The sequence below is a fragment of the Pigmentiphaga aceris genome (genome assembly GCF_008119665.1).
Classification (GTDB): Bacteria; Pseudomonadota; Gammaproteobacteria; order Burkholderiales; family Burkholderiaceae_B; genus Pigmentiphaga; species Pigmentiphaga aceris.
This window is the reverse complement of the sequence record NZ_CP043046.1, coordinates 5,640,820-5,660,448: the sequence shown is the minus strand read 5'-3', so window position 1 is coordinate 5,660,448 and position 19,629 is coordinate 5,640,820. Positions and strand designations below refer to the sequence as shown.

13 protein-coding genes are annotated in these 19,629 nt (G+C 63.4%); 7 read left to right on the top strand and 6 right to left on the bottom strand.

All coding sequences use genetic code 11. The features are described 5' to 3' along the window. Positions 1-60: 60 nt before the first annotated feature. The gene (locus FXN63_RS24365) at positions 61-1,956 is read right to left on the bottom strand and encodes a S9 family peptidase (RefSeq protein ID WP_148819792.1); all 1,896 of its coding nucleotides are present in this window, start codon (positions 1,954-1,956) and stop codon (positions 61-63) included. A 190-nt stretch (positions 1,957-2,146) separates the two neighbouring features. On the opposite strand from FXN63_RS24365, the gene ykgO reads away from it, so the two are divergent. Next, entirely contained in the window at positions 2,147-2,272 is a 126-nt protein-coding gene (ykgO, locus tag FXN63_RS24360) for a type B 50S ribosomal protein L36 (protein ID WP_148818096.1), read from the top strand. Between the two features lie 251 nt (positions 2,273-2,523). Then, positions 2,524-3,732, top strand: a complete 1,209-nt coding sequence (locus tag FXN63_RS24355) for an HPP family protein (protein WP_246164962.1) — start codon at positions 2,524-2,526, stop codon at positions 3,730-3,732. On the opposite strand, the gene zigA is transcribed toward FXN63_RS24355, so the two are convergent. Next, positions 3,665-4,948, bottom strand: coding sequence for a zinc metallochaperone GTPase ZigA (gene zigA / locus FXN63_RS24350; RefSeq protein ID WP_148819790.1), 1,284 nt, complete (start codon positions 4,946-4,948; stop codon positions 3,665-3,667). The genes FXN63_RS24355 and zigA overlap by 68 nt on opposite strands. 259 nt (positions 4,949-5,207) lie before the next feature. Here zigA and FXN63_RS24345 point away from each other — a divergent pair, with 259 nt between their 5' ends. From FXN63_RS24345 to FXN63_RS24335, 3 genes are all read left to right on the top strand, one after another. Further along, positions 5,208-6,149 (top strand): GTP cyclohydrolase I FolE2, encoded by a 942-nt coding sequence (locus FXN63_RS24345; RefSeq protein WP_148818094.1) that lies wholly within the window; start codon positions 5,208-5,210, stop codon positions 6,147-6,149. A gap of 234 nt (positions 6,150-6,383) precedes the next feature. Beyond that, entirely contained in the window at positions 6,384-7,556 is a 1,173-nt protein-coding gene (locus FXN63_RS24340; RefSeq protein WP_246164961.1) for a hypothetical protein, read from the top strand. A 250-nt stretch (positions 7,557-7,806) separates the two neighbouring features. After that, positions 7,807-10,887 carry a glycosyltransferase family 4 protein gene (locus FXN63_RS24335; RefSeq protein ID WP_148818093.1) on the top strand — a complete coding sequence of 1,027 codons (3,081 nt, stop codon included), beginning with the start codon at positions 7,807-7,809 and terminating at the stop codon, positions 10,885-10,887. Here the strand turns inward: FXN63_RS24335 and FXN63_RS24330 are convergent. From FXN63_RS24330 to FXN63_RS24315, 4 genes are all read right to left on the bottom strand, one after another. Beyond that, on the bottom strand, positions 10,796-12,172 hold the full coding sequence (locus tag FXN63_RS24330; protein WP_148818092.1) for an ABC transporter ATP-binding protein: 1,377 nt from the start codon (positions 12,170-12,172) through the stop codon (positions 10,796-10,798). The two genes, FXN63_RS24335 and FXN63_RS24330, sit on opposite strands and share 92 nt — an antisense overlap. Then, on the bottom strand, positions 12,172-12,963 hold the full coding sequence (locus tag FXN63_RS24325) for an ABC transporter permease (protein ID WP_148818091.1): 792 nt from the start codon (positions 12,961-12,963) through the stop codon (positions 12,172-12,174). Before FXN63_RS24325 ends, FXN63_RS24330 begins: the two co-directional genes overlap by 1 nt. Before the next feature lie 5 nt (positions 12,964-12,968). Next, positions 12,969-15,281, bottom strand: a complete 2,313-nt coding sequence (locus FXN63_RS24320) for a glycosyltransferase (RefSeq protein WP_148818090.1) — start codon at positions 15,279-15,281, stop codon at positions 12,969-12,971. A gap of 320 nt (positions 15,282-15,601) precedes the next feature. Continuing rightward, on the bottom strand, positions 15,602-17,929 hold the full coding sequence (locus FXN63_RS24315; RefSeq protein WP_148818089.1) for a DUF6311 domain-containing protein: 2,328 nt from the start codon (positions 17,927-17,929) through the stop codon (positions 15,602-15,604). A gap of 343 nt (positions 17,930-18,272) precedes the next feature. On the opposite strand from FXN63_RS24315, the gene FXN63_RS24310 reads away from it, so the two are divergent. Beyond that, complete coding sequence (locus FXN63_RS24310; RefSeq protein WP_148818088.1) at positions 18,273-18,704, top strand: gamma-butyrobetaine hydroxylase family protein; 432 nt, start codon at positions 18,273-18,275, stop codon at positions 18,702-18,704. Continuing rightward, positions 18,704-19,492, top strand: a complete 789-nt coding sequence (gene ubiE, locus FXN63_RS24305) for a bifunctional demethylmenaquinone methyltransferase/2-methoxy-6-polyprenyl-1,4-benzoquinol methylase UbiE (RefSeq protein ID WP_148818087.1) — start codon at positions 18,704-18,706, stop codon at positions 19,490-19,492. Before FXN63_RS24310 ends, ubiE begins: the two co-directional genes overlap by 1 nt. Positions 19,493-19,629: the final 137 nt, after the last annotated feature.

The following is a 19,629-nucleotide window of genomic DNA, read 5'->3' as shown; positions in this document are numbered from 1 at the left end:
GATTCAAATACCCGCATTGCCGAGTGTGCATGACCCCGCCCCTTGGTCTTCCAGTGCTGCTTACGGCTTCAAGTGTTGGCTCAGGAATTTTTCCATCGCGGCGTAGAACGCAAACTTGTTCTCGTCGTTGTGGAAGCCGTGGCCTTCGTTGTCGCGCACCATGTATTCGATGTCCACACCACGCGCTTTCAAGGCCTCGACCATCTGGTCGCTTTCGGCCTTGTTCACACGTGGGTCGCGGGCACCCTGGGCCACGAACAGCGGTGTCTTGATCTTGTCTGCGTGCAGCGCGGGTGAGGTCGCGGCCAAACGTTCTTTGTCGCGTTCCGGGTGGCCCACCATGTCGTACATCTTTTCCAGCATGGGCTTCCAGTACGGCGGAATGGTGTTCATGAAGGTGAACAGGTTCGACACGCCCACGTAGTCCACGGCTGCCGCGTACAGGTCGGGCGTGAAGGCCACACCAGCCAGGGTGGCATAACCCCCGTAGCTGCCGCCATAGATGCCCACGCGCTTGGGGTCGGCAATGCCTTGGTCGATCAGCCACTGCACGCCGTCACTGACGTCGTCCTGCATCTTCAGGCCCCATTGGCCGAAGCTGGCTTTCCAGAACTCACGGCCGTAGCCCGTCGAGCCGCGATAGTTCATTTGCAGCACGCAGAAGCCGCGATTGGCCAGGAACTGGATTTCCGGGTTGTAGCCCCAGCTGTCGCGCACCCACGGGCCGCCGTGCGGGTTGACGATGCATGCTAGGTTCTTCGGGTCGCGGCCCAGCGGCACGGTCAGGTAGCCGTGGATGGTCAGGCCGTCGCGGCTGCGGTAGCTGACCGGCACCGTGGGGGCCATCTGGTCTTCTGGCAGCAGCGGGTTGATGTCCGCCAGCTTGGACAATTCCTTGGTGGCGGCATCGAACAGATAACGCGAACCCGGCGTGCGTTCGTTGTAGGCGGCGACGATGAACTTGTCTTCGTTGCGGGTGGCACCTTGCAGCAGCACTTCGTAGCCGGGCAGGGCGCGGTGCAGGTGTTGGTACAGGGCTTCGGTCTGTGGATCGAAGTACTTGCGCTGGGGTTTGTCGGTCTCGAAGCCGGCTACCGTCAGCACTTTGCGCAGGCGTGAATACGCCACGCCGCCCAGGTCTACGTCGCTGGGTTCGAACACCAGTTCTTCTTTGTCCGGGTTGGCCGGGTCCAGGATGACCAGTGCCAGCTTGTCGCGGCCGCGATTGCTGAGCGCGTACAGCTTGCGGTCATCGAAGGTGAAGAAGGCGGGGCTGACCGAAGTCTGGTAGTCGGTGGTCAGCAGTTCGCGGAAGGGCTGCGATTCGTCGTCGCGATACAGCAGGGTGTTGTTCAGGCCGTCACTGGACACCGCGGCGCGCACGCGGCCTGCGTGGTCGGTCTGCCAGCCAACGATGTTGCCGGGATTCTCCGCCACCTGCACCGATTCACCGGTGTGCACGTTTACGCGGAACACGTCGAAGACTTCCGGGTTGCGCTGGTTGTGGCTGATCAGCACATGGTCGGGATCATCTTCCAGATCGTCTTCGATGGACGCACGCGCGCCGTCGAACGGCGTCAGGTCGGTCACGCGGCCAGTGGTGGTATCGACCGCCAGCACGTGGAAGTTCTCATCGCCACCGAAGTCTTTCTGGAACAGCACGGTACGCCCGCCTTTCCAGAAGAAGTTGCTGATGTCGCGTTCGGTTTCGCCGGTCAGGCGACGCGGCGTGCCGACCGGGGTCGAGCCTTCCAGGGCTTGCACGAAGATGTTCAACCGGGCCGGATGACCGTCGACGGCGACCGGTTGCATGAATCCCAGGGTCTTGCCGTCATCGGCCAGGCGGAAGAAGCCACGCTCGGGATTGCGGAAGAAATGTTCGACCGGATACTGCGGCGGCGTCTGTGCTGCGGCGGTAGCCAGCAGCAGTCCGGACAGGCCGGCGGTGGCGAGCACTTGCGCAAAAGAGGCAGTGGAGGGGAAGTTCGTCGAAGTCGTCACCGGAGTATTCACGTGGTCTGGTTCCTCTGTAAGCGGTCATCGATGGTAGCGCGTTGGCAAATCAGGACGAATGCCAAAATTTGTTAATGCAATTGAGTTGCAATTAACGCTACACTGCATGGGTTCATCCGACAGGAGCTGCTCCATGAAAGTTCTCGCATCGCTGAAAGACGCCAAGACGCGTCACCGTGATTGCAAGGTCGTGCGCCGTCGTGGCCGCGTCTACGTCATCTGCAAGTCCAACCCGCGTTTCAAGGCCCGCCAGGGCTGATGTGAACCTGGTCGGTGCGTTGCGCCGACCATCGGATGGCCCTCGTTATCCGGGGCCATTTCGCTCGTCTGCAAGCAGCATGGCGCGCGTCGTGCCAGAATTCTCCCCTTACACATACATTGGCGATTTGCGTAGACCCGGTCTGCGCAGGGACGTCAAGGATTGCATCCCGTTGCTGGGCGCTCACCTGCGCATCGCGTTCTGTCGCGTGCGTTGTGCCGGTTGCGGGATGCCTTTGCAAGGGGGCCACCGTGGTCGGGGTTCTGGGATGGTTGCGCGCGCTCAAGCCCGCGCCGGTGCATGCAAGCTGGCGTGAACGTCTGTATGGCAGCCTGGGGGCATGGATCGGGTTGTTGTGCACGGAATGGGTCGGGCGGCAGACCCTGGGCGGATTCAATCCGTGGTTTATCGCACCGATGGGTGCATCTGCCGTGCTGCTGTTTGCCGCACCGGCCAGTCCGCTCGCGCAGCCCTGGTCGATTGTGGGTGGCAACATCGTGTCCGCCATCGTGGGCGTGTGTTGCTTCAAATTTCTGCCGGCCGGTTATGCCGCGCCGGTCGCAGTGGCGGTGGCCATCGGCATGATGTTCGCGCTGCGTTGCCTGCATCCGCCTGGCGGCGCGGTGGCCTTGACCGCCGTGCTGGGCGGGCCGGCCGTCACCAGTCTGGGTTTCGGATTTGTGTTGTCGCCGGTGGCATTCAATTCCGTGGTGCTGGTGCTGGTGGCGATCCTGTTCAACGGGATCCTGCGGCGCAATTATCTGCGTCGCCAGGAAGCACCTGCCAATGTGCATCTGACCCGTGATCCACCACCCAGCGCACGTACCGGCCTGCGCGCCGACGATGTGCGACAGGCGCTGGATGAGCAGGGCGATTTTCTGGACATCGATGAGGACGATCTGACGCATATCGCTGCCGAGGCGCAACGGCATGCGAGCGAACGCCGGTTTGCGGATCTGCGTTGTGGCGACATCATGTCGCGCGACATGGTGTGCATCGGTCAGCACGAACCGCTTGAGCAAGCATGGCGTCTGCTGGGCCGACATCGATTGCAAGCTTTGCCGGTGCTGGACGCCAAGGGCGCGCTGGCAGGGGTGATCTCGCTGCGCGATGTGATCACCCACCAGGGTGGCCGGGAAGCAGGCGTGCAATGGCGCGACTTGCGTGTGGCCCAGTGCATGACACGTGAGGTGGTGACGGTGACGGAATCGACGCCCTTGAGCACGCTGATCCGCCCTCTGTCTGACGGCGGCCTGCACCAGATTCCGGTGCTGAATGAGGCGCGTCAGGTGGTGGGTACGGTGACGCAGTCTGATCTGGTGGCGGCGTTGTATGGGGTGGTGGCTGCGCCGGCCGCTATGTCTTCTGTGGCGTCGTCCACCACGTCGTCAATCATGCCAACACCGTCTCCGGCTGCTTCGCCATCGACGCCGCCGCTTCCGCCTTCCAGTACGTCGTGAACGGGTCGTCGGCCTCGAAGTCACCGCGCAGCAAGGCTGTGACTTCGGTGTCGCTCAGCAGGCAGGCATCCAGCTGGGCGCGTAATTGCGCCTCGTCCATGTCGATGCCGATCAGCACCAGTTCCTGACGGCAGTCGCCCACATCGGGTGCCCACACCTGCTTGATTGCCGCAAGGTATTCCGGGTCGGTCGGCCATTGCGCCTTGGGGACTGACACCCACCAGTGGCCTGATGCTGCGTGGCGGCTGATGGCTCCGGCCTGTGACCAGTTGCAGGCAACCTGGGGTTGGCTGGCCAGCCAGAAGTAGCCTTTGGAGCGCAGCACGCCGGGCCACTCGGATTGCGCGAAGTCCCAGAAGCGTTGGGGGTGGAAGGGCTTGCGGGCACGATAGACAAAACTCGTGATGCCGTATTCCTCGGTTTCGGGCACGTGCTGGCCGCGCAGTTCTTTCAGCCAGCCGGGGGCGGCGGACGCTGCGTCGAAATCGAACAGGCCTGTGTTCAGTACGCGGTCCAGTGGTATGCGGCCAAACTGCGCGAATTCGATTTTTGCGCGCGGGTTCAGGCGGGTAAGAATCGCCACCAGGCGGTCACGGGCGGCATCGTCGATGGTGTCGATCTTGTTCAGCACGATCACGTCGCAGAATTCCACCTGTTCGATCAGCAGGTCGACCACGTTGCGCTGGTCGTCCTCGCCCAGCGATTCACCGCGCTGACGCAGACTGTCGACCGAGCCGTAATCGCGCAGGAAGTTGAAGGCATCGACCACGGTCACCATGGTGTCCAGCCGTGCCACTTGCGACAGGCTCTGGCCCTGTTCATCTTCGAAAGTGAAGGTCTCGGCAACCGGCAGCGGTTCTGAAATTCCGGTGGATTCAATTACCAGATGGTCGAAGCGTCCGTCGCGTGCCAGGCGGCTGACTTCCAGCAGCAGGTCTTCGCGCAGCGTGCAGCAGATACAGCCGTTGCTCATTTCCACCAGCTTCTCGTCGGTGCGTGACAGTTCAGCGCCGCCTTCGCGCACCAGCGCCGCGTCGATGTTGACGTCCGACATGTCGTTGACGATGACCGCCACACGCAGGCCGTCGCGGTTGTTCAGGATGTGGTTGAGCAGGGTGGTTTTGCCGGCCCCCAGAAAACCGGACAGGACGGTGACGGGGAGTTTGTGGGGCAGATTCACAGACGGATTTGAAGACGGATTCAAGGGCTGATTCATGCGGACCTCGACGAAAGAACGCAGGCGCGGCGGCAGGGCAATCGCCCACCGCCGGGGATGCAGGATGATGTGCGGAGTCACGCAGTATAATGCAACAGTGTTGCGTTAAGGTGTGGCGGCGAAAATGGCAGCATCGGCCTGCGTTTTCATTTCTGCCGTTTTTCACTTCTGCTGTTTTTCACGGCCACCGCTTTTCGCATCTACCGCATCACATCCACCTTCCTTGCCCGCATCTCTTCACCACTCAGGCAGCACCACGATGATCCAGCCCTTACCCGACGTCGCCACCACCGAGTCTCCCGCTGTTGCGCTGCCCCTGGATTGGGTGGGCATGGACGGCATCGATCTGCCGATTCAACTGGGCGGGATGCGTATTCCGGCCTCAGTGGACGTTGCCGTGGACCTGCCCCGCGCGGACGTCAAAGGCATTCACATGTCGCGCCTGCATCGCCTGCTTAACGAGGTGGCCGAGCATCGTGAGCTGACGCCCGAGCTGTTGGCGATGCTGCTGCAAGACATGGTGGACAGTCACGCTGACTGTGGCACGACGGCGGCACGTGCTGTGTGGCGGATCAAACTGCTGCGTGCTCGCCCCGCCTTGGTGACGCCGGGCCTGAGTGGCTGGCAAGCCTACCCCGTGACGCTGACCGCGCAATGGCGCGACGGTGCGATGTCTTTGCGTCTGGGTGTAGAGGTGACGTATTCATCCACCTGCCCGTGCTCGGCAGCCTTGTCGCGACAGGTCTTGCAAGATGCCTTCTTGCGTGACTTCGCGGGCGGTACAAATCTGTCGCCGCAGGCGGTGGCAGCGTGGCTTGCCGAACACGGCAGCCTGGCTACGCCGCACAGCCAGCGCAGTGTGGCTCAGGTGTCGGTGGATGTCTTGGGCGTGGTAGAGGATGCGGTGGGGTCACACGACGATGACCCCCTGGAAATGGGACGTGCCGCGAGTGATGCGCTGGGGATCGAAACCTTGATCGCACGCATCGAAGCCGCGTTGGGAACTGCGGTGCAGACAGCGGTGAAGCGCGCCGATGAACAAGCTTTTGCGCAGCGCAACGGCCAGAATCTGATGTACGTGGAAGACGCCACGCGTCGCATTCTGGCGAGCTTGGACGGTGCGTATCAGCACGTGCATGTGTCGGTCAGGCACCTGGAGAGTCTGCATCCGCATGATGCGGTGGCCAGTGGGTGGGCATGAAAAATAAGGCGGCGGCGGAGGCAATAACTGGGGCAAGAGCAGGAACAACGACAGGCGTATGAACATCAATGCAAATACGGCAAGAAAAACGCCTGGGCTTACGCCTGCCTGAAGTCGCGCAGATCCGTAGACTGTGTGTGCGAGTCGGTGGATCGCCGCTGCCAATGACTCCCCGACTGCTTTGACACCCCAGCGCGTGAACACTGCGCCTTGATCGCCACAAAGGTAGAAACGATGCCAGGCAATCGCAAGTTTCGTGATCTTTACGCAGACGCCTTGGGCACCCGCGGTGTTTTCGGTGCTGTGCTGCGCAGCGGCGCGGGTGCCTTGCTGCTGGCTTGCGCAGCGTCAAGCGTGAATGCTGCCACCCCGGCCGCCACCCCCGTGTTGAATGACATCGCCGACGCCTACGCCATCTCGCTGGGTGCGAAAGCGGGCGCGCTCAACTACTTCGTTTCGCGCAGGGCACCTGGGTCTTCTGACGACACAGCAGTATCGGCACTGGTCGCCTTCCACGGCCACCCGCGCGATGCAGGCAGAACCCTGGCGGCGGGCGAGCTTGCCGCCAGGCAGGCCGGGCGTGTTGCCGATACGCTGATCGTCGCTCCCTTGTTTCAAGTCGCCAGCCCGGCCAGCGAGCGTTGCCAGTCGGCGGGTGTGCCTGCGGCCCAACCCGGCGATGCCCTGTGGACATGCAGTTCCTGGATGGCTGGCGGTACCGCCAAGGGCAGCAGCGTGACTTCATTTGCCGCGCTGGACCAATTGCTGGCCGACCTGAAGCGGCGCTGGCCTCGCTTGCAGACCGTGACTGTTACCGGCTTTTCGGCGGGTGCTCAGTTCGTCCAGCGCTACATCGCCTTTGCCAATCCGCCTGCGGGTTTGTCGGTACGTTATGTGGTTGCCGACCCAAGTTCCTGGCTGTACTTCGATGACGTGCGTCCTGCTCCGCAGCGCAATGGTCAGCCGGTGGACTGGCGCAGTTGCACGCAGACCAGCGGCGAGAGCGCGTGTTCTTACGTGTTTGCAGCACCGGCCACGCCGCAGCAGTGCCCCGACTATGCAAGCTGGAAATACGGCATTGCGGACATGCCCGCCACCCTGGGTCGCACCGCCAGCGAGGCACGTCAGCGTTATGCACAGGCAGACGTCGCCTATCTTCAAGGCGCGTTGGACATGGGCGACGGCCCCGGCACGGCGTATCGGCTGCTGGACAAGACCTGCGGCGCACAGCTTCAAGGTCCATATCGTTTGCAGCGCGGGCTGGCTTACCTGGCCTACGACCAGCACATGCTATCGCCACAGAAGAAGCGCAGTCTGACCGTGGTGCCCGGCTGCGCGCACAACGTGTCTTGCGTATTCCCCTCGGCCGAGGCTGCGCCGGTACTGTTTCCGACGACCGGCAGATAGGGGAAGAATCACGAACGAGCCATGAACAGTCCCAGTGCCGGAGCCAATCTGCCGACTTGTGTCGATCTGAGCGGCGCGCGTGTCCCAAGCTGGCGGCCTGCTGCCTTCCCTGTCGTCGTCAAATCCGAACCAGCCCAGTCCAGCCCAAGGTTCAAGCTTCTTCCTGTGCCAGTCGGCAACTGCCGACGTATCGGCGCGACGGTCTGGCGCGCTGCGTGGTCGCGACCGCGCCGTGCGTCTAAAATGCCGCATGAAAATCGCAATCGATCTACAAGCGGCGCAGACGCCCAGCAGCCGCCAGCGCGGGATTGGCCGAGCCTCGCTCGCCCTGGTTCAGTCCATGGTCCGCTTCTCGCGCAACCACGACATCCATATCGTTCTGAACGAGGCGTATGCCGATGTGCAGTTGTCACTGCGCATGGCCCTGGCCCCGCTGCCTGCAGATCGATTCCACTGGTTCAACGCCCCGACCAACCCCGAATTCGGCGTGCTCGGTCTGACTCAGATCGGCGAACGCCTGCGCGAGCGTGCCATTGCCAAGGTCGATGCCGACCTGGTGCACGTGTGCAGTCTGTTCGAAGGCCTGAGCGATGCTGCGCGCACGTCTATTGGCCATGTGCCTGACCTGGTGCAGCCGCTGACCTCGGCCACGCTGTATGACCTGATCCCCCTGCTGCGTCCCGACCCGTACCTGGTCAACCCGGACGTGCGCTCCTGGTACTACCGCAAGGTGGCGTCGCTCAAGCGTGCCGGTCTGTTGCTGGCGATCTCGGACTACGCCCGGACCGAGGCCATCGACGCGCTGGAACTCGACCCGGAACGGATCGTGTCGATCAGCTGCGGTGCCGATCCGATCTTCAAACCGGTCGATTGGCAACCTGGCGAGCAGGAAGCCCTGCGCGCCACCTACGCGTTGACGCGTCCCTACGTGATGTACACGGGTGGCGATGACGAGCGCAAGAATCTGAAGGGCCTGATCGCAGGCTGGGCTGCCGTGCCTGCGGAATTGCGCACGCGCCATCATCTGCTGATCGTATGCCGTCTGTCCGACGTGCGCCGCCTTGAACTGCAGCAATACGCATCCTCGCTGGGCATGGGGCCTGACGAGCTGGTGTTGCCGGGTGCCTTTGTTCCCGACCAGGATCTGCGCAGTCTATACGCGGCCTGCGCGCTGTTTGTGTTCCCGTCTTTGCATGAAGGCTTTGGTCTGCCGGTGCTGGAAGCCATGCTGTGCGGCGCACCGGTGATCGCGGCCGACACCAGCAGCTTGCCGGAAGTGCTGGGCCGCCCCGATGCCTTGTTCGACCCGAAGCGCACGGAATCGATTCGCGACGCGATTGCCAACACCTTGTCCGACCCGGCCAAGCTGGCCAGCCTGCGTGAACACGGCCTGATTCAATCCCGCAAGTTCTCGTGGGACATCTCGGCCGACCGTGCGCTCGATGCTTTCGAGATGGCCTACGCGCGCGAGCAGTTCGAAGCCAGCACCCGTGTGGTGGTGCCTGCAGACAACCGACGCCTGGCGGTCATGCTGGGGACGCCGGTTGCCGACAGCCTGCTGACCCCGCTGGTCGAAGGCTTGCGCAGCCGTCATGAAGTGGAACTGGTGGGCGACTACCCGGCTGGCCGGCCCCTGGCCGACCGCTTCGACGTGCGCAGCCCGGCCTGGGCCGACGCGCACGCATCGCGTTACGTGCGCACGCTGCACTTGATGGGCACGGACGACACGCCCACGGCAATGGCCGACGCGGTGGCACGCCGCCCCGGTCCGGTCGTGTTGCAGTCGCTGGGTGATCCGGCGCTCAACAAGCCGGACTTCGAAGCCTTGTTCCGCGCGCATGGCTGGCGTGCATCGCGTCTGGTCAAGAAGCAGGGTCTGGCATCGGCTGCGGCCATTCTGCCCCTGACCTTGCCCCAGCTCAGCGGCGCATCGGCGCTGTTCGCGGCTGACAATACGTTGCATCAGCAACTGGTCACCTGGTTCGGTGCGCGTGCAGCGGCTGCCGTGCCGGTGCTGCCGCTGGTCGGTGTTGACGCCGTGCTGGATGCGCTGGAGCCGCGCCCTGCGCTGGTTGGCCCGGCGGCTGAAGTCTGGCGTCCGAACCACTTCTATGTCGACATCACCATGCTGGCGCGCCACGACCTGCGCACCGGCATTCAACGCGTGGTGCGCAGCGTGCTGGCTGCGCTGCCCGAACAATTGCCGGCTGGCTGGATACTGGCCCCGGTGTGTGCGCACGGTCTGCATGGTTACGTGCATGCCGATGCGCTGCTGGCCGACTGGCTCGATCTGCCGCTGCCGGATTCCATCCGTACCCGTGAAGGCCAGCCGGTGGTGCCCGCCGCCGATGACCAGTTCCTGGGCTTGGACTGGGTGCCGCAGCTGACGGTCGATGGGCAGGCCCACCTGGATGCCTGGCGCGCCAAGGGCGTGCGTGTTGCCTTTGTGGTCTATGACCTGTTGCCGGTGCTGGCACCGCAATTCTTCCCGGCGCATGTAACCGCGCTGAGCGCTGAGTGGTTGTCGGTGATCGGCAGCCGTGCCGACGGGCTGGTGGCGATATCCAATGCAGTGGCCGACGAATTGCGTGCCTGGTATGCCGCTCACCCGGCTGCTGTGAACAAGAAGCAGCCGGCGATTGGCTGGTTCCATCTGGGGGCTGACCTGGCTGCCAGTTTGCCGACGACTGAAGCCGACCCGGCTGCGCTGGCCTCGCTGGATGGCTTGGCAGCAGGCAAGACCGTGCTCAGCGTGGGCACCATCGAGCCGCGCAAGGGACATGACGAAGCGCTGGCCTCGTTCGAGCGCCTGTGGGCCGATGGCGTGGACGTCAATTGGGTGGTGATCGGTCAGCCGGGTTGGCAGACCGAGGCGTTGTCGGCCAAGCTGCGCGAGCATTCGCAGTCCGGACGCCGTTTGTTGTGGCTGGAAAATGCCAGTGATGCGGTGTTGGCCGAGGCCTATCGCCGTGCCGATCTGCTGCTGGTGGCCTCACAAGGGGAAGGTTTTGGCCTGCCCTTGATCGAAGGCGCCCGCCAAGGTCTGCCGCTGCTGGTGCGCGACATTCCGGTGTTCCGTGAAGTGGCTGGCGACCATGCTGCCTACTTCGGTTCAGGGCAGGAAGGGGCTGCATTGCCCGATCTGACGCGCGCCTTGGCGCACTGGGTGAAGCATGCCGATGCACCCGCATCGACCGGACTTGCCGCCCAGAGCTGGGCGGCAAGTACCCGTGAACTGATCAGCCTGGTGCTTGATCAGCGCTGGCAGGGTCTGCCGGCGGCAGGGGCTGCGCAGCAGCAGGGTCAGCAGGCGCAGGCACCGCAGGAATAACACCCGGCGGATCCAACACCACCTTGAGGGGCAGCGCGGCCGTGCCGATGAAGTGCGTGGCCACGCTGGGCAACACCACCGTGAAGATCGCGGCGCGTTCCCACCAGTCGTAGCTCTCGCCCAGGTGATCCAGATCGCGGTGCAGGGCGGTTGCGATGCTGTAGCTGCCCGGGCCCAGGTTCAGCTGGTCGAACACGAAGTCGAGCGTGCGTGGCACGCCCGGCTTGTTGCCCAGGTCCTTGATGTTCAAGAACCAGGTGTTGGTGCCGAAGGCATCGGCACCCACGCGGTTCTTGATCAGCACACCGGCCACCAGTTCATCGAGCTGCTCGTGGGCGGTGTAGGTCAGGCGTACCGTCATCGGTTCACCGACGCGGAAGATGCCCTGGTTTACCAGCCCCGTGCGCGGTGCGATCAGGTCAACGGCGTCATAACGCGCACGGCCATTGCCCGAGCGGCCGTTGAAGTCCTCGGGCGCGGTCTGCTTCTCGTTGGCCAGCGTGCGCTCGGCAATCATCGCGTTGTAGAAGTCGAGCACGTCGTCTGGCGTGCTGTCGAGCAGCAGCTTGCCGTCGCCGATCAGCAGTGCGCGGGTGCACAGGCTCTTGATCGAGCTGGGGTCGTGCGACACGAACAGCAGCGTGGTGCCTTCGTCCAGGAACTGGCGAATGCGGGCAAACGACTTGTGCTGGAAGTAGGCGTCGCCCACGGCCAGTGCTTCGTCCACCACCAGAATGTCGGGGCGGAAGGCGGTGGCCACCGAGAATGCCAGACGCACGGCCATGCCGCTGGAATAGGTGCGCAGCGGCAGGTCGAAGTAGTCACCCAGTTCCGCGAATTCGCGGATGTGGTCGATCACCTCGTTGATCTGACCGTAGGTGCGGCCTTGTGTCTGACCCGCCAGGTAGGCGTTTTGCCGGCCGGTGAAGTCAGGATGGAAACCCATGCCGAGTTCCAGCAGCGCGGCGATTTCGCCATTGCATTCGACGCTGCCTTCGCTGGGCAGCGAGGTCGAGGTCAGCAGCTTCAGCAGCGTGCTCTTGCCCGCGCCGTTGGTGCCGATGATGCCGATGGCTTCACCGCGCGCAATGTCGAACGAGATGTTGCGGAACACCCAGCGCGGTTCCTGCGGCGGGCCACGGCGACCCAGCAGGCGGTCCATCGCCACCTGTTTGCCACGGCCGGGCGCATACGCCTTGCCAAGGTCGATGGCACGCAATACCGGGGTGAGCCGCCGCGCCTCTATGTCGGCAGTAGGCGTTTCATGCAGCAAAGTCGTAGTCATCACAGTTCATCCAGGATGGCGCCGTACAGGCGACGATAGGCGTAGGTCGCCAACAAACCGAACACCACGGTCACCGCTGCCGGATACCACAGGGTCGAGAAGTCGGGCAGGCGGTGTTCCAGGAAGATGGTCTGCAAACTGCTGAACAGCGGCACCAGCGGATTCCACTGAATGGCGCGCAAGATGGCAGCGGGCAGGATGCTGGACGGGTAGACGATAGGCGTGGCCCAGAACAGCAGCTGCAGCAGGATGTCGATCACCTGGCCGATGTCGCGGAAGAACACTTGCAGGCTGGACAGCAGCACGCCCATGGCAACCGCCATCAGGGTCAGCAGCACCAGGCTTGGAATGGCGGCAAGAATCAGCTTGCCCGGGAACATGCCCACCAGCAGTGTGAAGATCAGGAACAGTATCGTCATGATCAGGAAGTTGAAGCCCGCCACCGCCACCACCGGCACATACAGCACCAGGCGCGGGAAGGACACTTTCTTGATCAGATTGCCGTGTTCGACAAACAGGTTCTTGCTCTTCTGGATGATTTCCAGGAACAGGTTCCAGCTGATCACCCCGGTCAGCAGGTAAACGCTGTACGCGAAGCTGGAATCGATGCCAGGCAGGCGTGCACGCATCAGCTGCGAGAACACCAGGGTGTAGACCAACACCATGGCCAGCGGCTGCAGCACCAGCCACAAGGGGCCGAGCGACGAGCCGGTATAACGGGTGCGCAACTCGCGCTCGGTGATTGCGCGGGCAAGCCCGCGGAATCGCCATATTGCTAGCAGAGAATTCATGTCGATCAGAGTTCCGGGTGTTTGGCTGCGGTGCTTGTCGACGGCGCGGTTGCCAATGCCACCGCCCGCGTTTCCACATATCCACGCGGCCAGATGTGCGTGGGCTGTGCATCAGCCAGGCGGGCCGTCAGCGCTTGTGCATCCAGTTCGCAGACCTCGACGGCCATGCGATGCGGGCGTACCAGGCCGGTAGCGTCGAGCTTGTTCATCAAGGTCTGTGCCAATGCAGGCGTGTCGGCAATGATCCGGTCAGCCAGCGGCAGCAAGGTAGCCAGGCGCACTTCGAACAGGTCGGTGGGAACATGCTCGGCAGGCGGCGGGGGCACAGGTGCCCACAAGGGGGCAGCATCGACCAACAACCAGTTGAGCGACACGCCGCGTCGTTGCCATGCGGTCAGCGTCAGGTTGATGCCATCGCTGGTGACATCGCTCAGACCCAGGCTCAGGTAGCGATCCCCTGCGTGGACGTCCACCGCCTCGTCGGGCAGCACGGCCGGCAGCCCCAGGCGCTTCATCGTGCTCTGGTTGGCGTAGCGGTAGTAGGCACCGTCGAAATACACCGGCTCGATGCGCCAGCCGTCCGGGGCGTTGGCGATCATGCTGTCTGCCAGCGCGTGGAAGCGGGCGGCGCGCTCGGAAGACATGGACGAATCGTTCAGCGCCGTCACGTCCAGCAGCCACTGCGGCTTGCTCAGACGCGGCACCAGGTCGAGCAGGCCCAGCGCGATTTCCCGCAGCTCGTCGTCGTTGACGTGCGGCACGGCGGCGGTGCTGGCCAGAATTTCGCGGTGCACGTCGCCGTACGCTGCGTAGTTGCGTTCGATGGCGTCACGGTATGCCGGCCCGGCAACCGCAGGTACGTGCTGGGCGTGGACGAAGCTGCGTCCGGCCTGGCCTTGTTCACGCAAGGCAGCCGGGTCTTGGCGTGCGTGCACGATGGCGTTGCGCAATTGTTCGACGGTGAAATCGTCGGGGAGGCGGATCACCGCCTGATGCGGCAGTTCAGCCGCCCAGCCGTGGGCGTTGACCACCACCGGCACAGCCTGGGTCAGGCAATCGAAAATGGTGCCCGAGGTTTCGCCGCGCGATTGCGTGCGCAACTGAACCGCCAGGTCGACCGCTTGCAACCACTTGTCGTAGGTCTTGGTGTCGGCATAACCGGTGATGCTGACGCGTGCGTCCGGGCCAAGCGCTTTCACGCGTTTGATCAGACCGTGGCCGTAGTCACCGTCGTTTGCCTGACCCACGAACACCAGTCGTGCCTTGGGATCGGCGGCCAGCTCGCTGCCTACCCAGGCGTCGAGCAGCGCGTCGTTGCGCTTGGTGTAGGCAATGTGGCCGAAGCTGGCGACCACGAATTCATCGTCTGCCAGGCCAAGCTCTTCGCGAACGGCAGACCGTGCTTCTGCTGTCTGGTCTTCGACCAGTCGGGTCTGTGCAAAGGGCACGATCGTCATGCGGTCGGCGTGATCCTGGCTGTACCAGTGGGCCGCCAGACGCTTCGAATACAGCGAGTGCGTCAGCACACCCATCGAGGCATCGATCACATCCTTGCTGCACGGATAGATCACGCGTGCTTCATCGTTGCCCAGCTTGGCGGCATCGGACAGCGCCTGCCAGCCGTGCGAATAGCGCAGCGCGTCGTACCAACCGGTGCGGTCTTCGTCGGTGTTGTAGAGCCACAGCCGCAGGCCACTCAGGTAGAAGTCGTGCTGCACGACCACGCCGGGCACCTTCTGGAGCAGGTCCAGCATGTGCGTGTGGAAGGTCGAATTGCCGAAGTGATACATCACCCGGTCAAAGGCGTAGCCGTTGCGGACCAGCCATTCGCTGTCATGCAGCGGGAAATCAGCCGTCAGCCACGGGTCGATATTGCTGGCATCGGGGTTGATCAGCGTGATGTCGTAGAACTCGCGCAGCGATTGCAGCAACACGCCGCTGTAATCGGCAATGCCGCTTTTTTGCGGCGGCAGCGGCGACACGTAGGCCATGCGCGGACGGCGGCCGTTCGACAGGCGCGCCACGCCAGCACCTTGCGGCGCACTGTGGCGGGCCACTTCACGGGCCAGCGTCAGGCGCGTGACCATGCGGGCGAGTTCGCGGGGATGCGGGCCGGGCGCACGCGGCGGCGTGATCGGCTCGGGCGGGCGCATCAGAATGCGGCGCAGGCGGGCATCGAGCGGCGGCACCAGCCTGACGAGGCGGATGACTTGCCGCGTCAGCTCGGGGCGCCGCTTGACGGCAGCGGCTGCTGCAAAAATCGCCTGTTTGAGGCGCGTTCGCGGCCGAAGCCGACGTCTAAGGGCGTGGAAGGCCATGAACCATCTTGATGCCAAAGGAATCGACCATTATAGGTCGGCAGCGGGATCTAACCCACTCTGCAAGTACCGCTCACCGGAGGACGAGCGCGTTTGTTGCACGAAAGTTTCGGATACAAAAACACGGTGCCGGATACGGGCAGTCGTGCTGCGGACGATGTGTGGCGCTGGTCTGGAGTGGGGGCTGAAGTCGATCCTGGCGCAAGCGATCCTGGCGCAAGCTTGAGTCAGGTTCGGCTCAGGCGTCACGCCAGCCTGGATCGAATCCAGCCGGGGGAATGCCCGGCCGGCAGTGTACTCAGCTTGCGCTGACGTCGCGCTTACTTCGCCCGATCTGGTGCAGCGGCAATGCCGTACAAGCGCAGATCACCTTTTGCGTCGAAGCGAGTGCGCACTTCCAGTCTGCCGGGCTGCCGGTCTGCCAGTGAAACCACCTGGGAAATCGTTCGCCGTTCTCCGTTCGAACCGCTCAGGTCACCCTCGGCCAGCACCGTCGAGCCGAGGACCACGTCCCAATGCCCCACTACCTGCCCGGCGGGTGCCTGGCTGGAATAGTCCAGATCGATGCGCACGTTGGTGGGCGGTAATTCGGTGGGCACTGCGGCATACGGGCCAAAGCTCAGGAAGCCCGCGACCGCAGGATTTCTGGGCACCAGCGCATCGCCTTGCAACACGCCGATCAGGGTCGGAAGGTCCGTTGCTGGCCAGTTCAGGCGGTCAGACAGCGGTAGCGTGGGGACTGGCTTTGCACCCGCCACTTGCGCATGGGCTTGCTGATCGCCCGTAAGTTGAACGGCTGTGTTCTGGCTCCCCAGGGACTGAACGCCGGTATTTCCAGCACCTGCCTGCGCCAGCTTCGCAACAGCCGGACCGCAAGCCACCACCTTGTCTTTCTGAATGCACTGACCCTGCTGCGCGGCGGTGATGAAGCCCTGGGGCATATCGAATACCCGCGACGCCGCCGTGACATACAGCGTCTTGTCGGCCGGAGCCTGGTCGAGTTCATGAGCACGCAGGCGGCAAGCCGTGCTGGGCCGCGAAATGTACCCGGTATCAATGGTCTTGCCGTAAAAACCCGCCATACGCTGCCAGTGCAAGTAAGTGGCCGCTTCGGTTCTGTCGCAGTCATAGGGCGGGTACAGCCGGATCGTATCCACGCCCGCCATCAACGGTGCCCAGGCCGACAGATCGTCCACCGGGGGGGCGGCAACAGCATGCTGGATGCGTGCCCGCAGCGGGCCGGTATCGGCCCATTGCAGCAGCGTGGCCGCCGCGACTACCGCCACCGCCCAGGCACTGCGACGGCGCAACAGGGCTGCCAGCCCCAGGAAAAGCACCGCATACCCGACCGGCCAGAAGAAGCGCCCGCTGGAACGGAAGGTGTCAGCCAGACGGCGCAGGCTTGCTGGCAGATCGAAACTGAGCAGTTCGGTCTGCTGCCAATAGATCCGGTTCGACAGCGAATACACCGCCATCGCCAGCAAGATCAGGAACAGCGCGGGCGAACGGCGCACCAAGCCTGGCAGCTTGCGTGCGTACAAGGGCAGGGCGATCAGCAGGATCAGCCCCAGTCCCAGACCCAGATAGTTGTAACCCTCGTACTGGCCGGTGGTGGCGTCAACAAAGTGATAGGCCGCCAGCGGCTGGCTGGACAGCGCAGCAGGCACGCAGTCCAGGAAACGCCCGCCGCAGAAGGGCGCGGCCAGATTCATCGAATAGATGCCGTATCCCACCGCAACGGTGGAACCGCCCCCGTAACCGACCGCCATGGCCGCCAGGACGACAACCGCGACCGAGGCAATCAAGGTTGCCAACGCGGCTGCGATCCGACGCGGCCAGGGCGTTGATGCGTTTGCCGACTGCGTCAGAGCCAAATCCAGCACCCAGGCCGTGAAGATCGCAAACGCCATCGCCAGGAGGTAGGGGTGCAGCAGCAGCGCAATCAGATGGAGCACGGTGAACGCGGCCAGCGTCCAGCGCATGGACCATTGGGAGGACGGGGTGAGCGACTGTCTGGGCGGTTGCCGGGCCAAACCCTGCAATGCCGACTCCCATTGCCCACTGCGCCCGCGTACATAAAAACCAAGCGCCATCAACACAACTGCATGCGTCAGCAGCGAGGTGTGCCCCAGCCGGAACAGCAGCGCCGGCCAGGTCAGCGCGAAAATCGCCGCCACCACGGCACCCCAGGCGTGGCGAACGCCCAGGCTGCGGATCAGGAAGACAGCGGCCAATGCCTGGGTGACGAAGGCCACCGCATGCCACAGGCCGATGTAATGAAAATGCGCCGGCAACCACGCGGCAAAGGGTTTGAACAGCAGCGCCGCCAACGGAATGCTGTCGGTGAACGCAATGCTGACGCCTTCCGGGAAACTCAGGCGGCTGGTATGCAACAGTGGCAGATGCCAGCTGTCTTTCACATAGAACCACCAGCCCGACACGTGCTGCGCGGCGTCGCCGATGTCGAACATCTGCCCGTGACCGGCCAGGAAGGTGGCCGGAAACAGCCGCCAGACCACGGCCAGGCCGGTCAGCAGCGCCAATGAGTAGGCCAGCAGTGGCGAGCAGTCAGCGAGCACATGCTCGATGGGGCGGATAGAACGCGTTGAATGGGCAGGTAGGGACATGCTGGCAAAGGGTGCGGACACTTTGAGTGTCCTGATCGAGTCGCGGATGAACGGGCCGGACGAGGGAACGTATCTTAATGGTGCGGTGCCATCGGTGCTGCTTTCACGGCCTATATCCAGCGATACGTGCCGAAATTGGCTTTGTGCAGTGTGATTGGCGCATTTGAGTCTGCCGGCCTCACTGCAAACCTGGCGGCCAGGGCCAGGGATATCATCCGCTTGAATACTGAGACGACGCCGCCATTTACCTGGTATAGCGGGATTATTGCTCGCGCTGGAGCACCTATATAGGGTTGCGCTGCCGCCGTCGCCCCCACCGCGCGCGCCGTTCCAGTACCATTGACGGTTCAACAGAGAGTGGACTATGGCTGGTCTGGACAAGAATACGCCGCTGCCCACCGGTATCGTGGTGCATACCCAGTCGCGGGTACTGGAAGTGTCGTTCGCCAATGGCCGCAATTTCCGGCTGCCGTTCGAGCTGCTGCGCGTGTACAGTCCGTCGGCCGAGGTCAAGGGGCACGGCCCGGGCCAGGAAGTGCTGCAGGTCGGCAAGCGTGATGTAACGGTGACGGCGCTGGATCAGGTCGGCAACTACGCTGTGCAGCCGGTTTTTTCCGACGGGCACAGCAGTGGTATCTACTCCTGGGATTACCTGTACCACCTGGGCGACCGTCAGGACGCGCTGTGGGCCGATTATCTGAAGGCGCTGGCCGATGCCGGCGCTTCGCGTGACGCGACGGTGTCGGGTGCGCCTGCCTTGCAGGCGACCGAAATCCATCGCAAAGGCTGTCATTGATGAGTGAACTTCCTCCGCCTGCGCCTGAAAGCGCGGCTTCGTCGGCAGCGGGTGCCGCAGACCAGACCCATTTCGGCTTCCAGACGGTGGCCGAGCGCGACAAGGCGCGCAAGGTTGCTGAGGTGTTCCACTCGGTCGCCAGCCGTTATGACGTGATGAACGACCTGATGTCGGTCGGCCTGCATCGCGCCTGGAAGGCGTTCACGGTCGGGCGTGCGAACATTCGCCCGGGCATGAAGGTGCTGGATATCGCCGGTGGCACGGGCGATCTGGCGAAGGCATTTGCAAAAAAAGTTGGCCCGACGGGCGAAGTCTGGCTGACGGATATCAACGATTCGATGCTGCGTGTCGGGCGCGATCGCCTGACGGATCAGGGCATTCTGAACCCGGTGGCGGTCTGCGACGCCGAAAAGCTTCCGTTCCCGGATCGATATTTCGATCGGGTGTCGGTGGCTTTTGGTTTGCGCAACATGACACACAAGGATCGTGCGCTCGCCGAGATGAAGCGGGTGCTGAAACCAGGCGGAAAATTGTTGGTGCTGGAGTTTTCCCAGGTCGCCAAGCCCCTGAAGCCTGCCTATGATTGGTATTCTTTCAAAATACTGCCGTGGCTGGGCGCGAAAGTTGCAGGCGACGAGGCGAGCTACCGTTATCTGGCCGAATCGATCCGCATGCATCCCGACCAGGACACCTTGGCAGGTATGCTGGAACAAGCGGGACTTTCCCGTGTCCAATATTTCAATCTGAGCGCAGGCGTCGTGGCACTTCACGAAGGCGTGCGGCTCTGACAATAGGGCACTGCGTCATTGCGCAGTGCAGCAAGAAGCGCCTGGCATGTGCCGGGTGTGTGCAAGGCGGGCAGTGCTGGCCGCCGGTGACGTCTGCGGGGGCGAAGCCGGATCACGGAAAGACAGTGCCCGACAGG

Coding starts and splice junctions, on each gene's coding strand:
- FXN63_RS24340 (WP_246164961.1), top strand. CDS start 6,384: ATGCCAGGCAATCGCAAGTTTCGTGATCTTTACGCAGACGCCTTGGGC.
- FXN63_RS24325 (WP_148818091.1), bottom strand. CDS start 12,963: ATGAATTCTCTGCTAGCAATATGGCGATTCCGCGGGCTTGCCCGCGCA.
- ubiE (WP_148818087.1), top strand. CDS start 18,704: ATGAGTGAACTTCCTCCGCCTGCGCCTGAAAGCGCGGCTTCGTCGGCA.
- FXN63_RS24345 (WP_148818094.1), top strand. CDS start 5,208: ATGATCCAGCCCTTACCCGACGTCGCCACCACCGAGTCTCCCGCTGTT.
- FXN63_RS24320 (WP_148818090.1), bottom strand. CDS start 15,281: ATGGCCTTCCACGCCCTTAGACGTCGGCTTCGGCCGCGAACGCGCCTC.
- FXN63_RS24335 (WP_148818093.1), top strand. CDS start 7,807: ATGAAAATCGCAATCGATCTACAAGCGGCGCAGACGCCCAGCAGCCGC.
- zigA (WP_148819790.1), bottom strand. CDS start 4,948: ATGAATCAGCCCTTGAATCCGTCTTCAAATCCGTCTGTGAATCTGCCC.
- FXN63_RS24310 (WP_148818088.1), top strand. CDS start 18,273: ATGGCTGGTCTGGACAAGAATACGCCGCTGCCCACCGGTATCGTGGTG.
- FXN63_RS24330 (WP_148818092.1), bottom strand. CDS start 12,172: ATGACTACGACTTTGCTGCATGAAACGCCTACTGCCGACATAGAGGCG.
- ykgO (WP_148818096.1), top strand. CDS start 2,147: ATGAAAGTTCTCGCATCGCTGAAAGACGCCAAGACGCGTCACCGTGAT.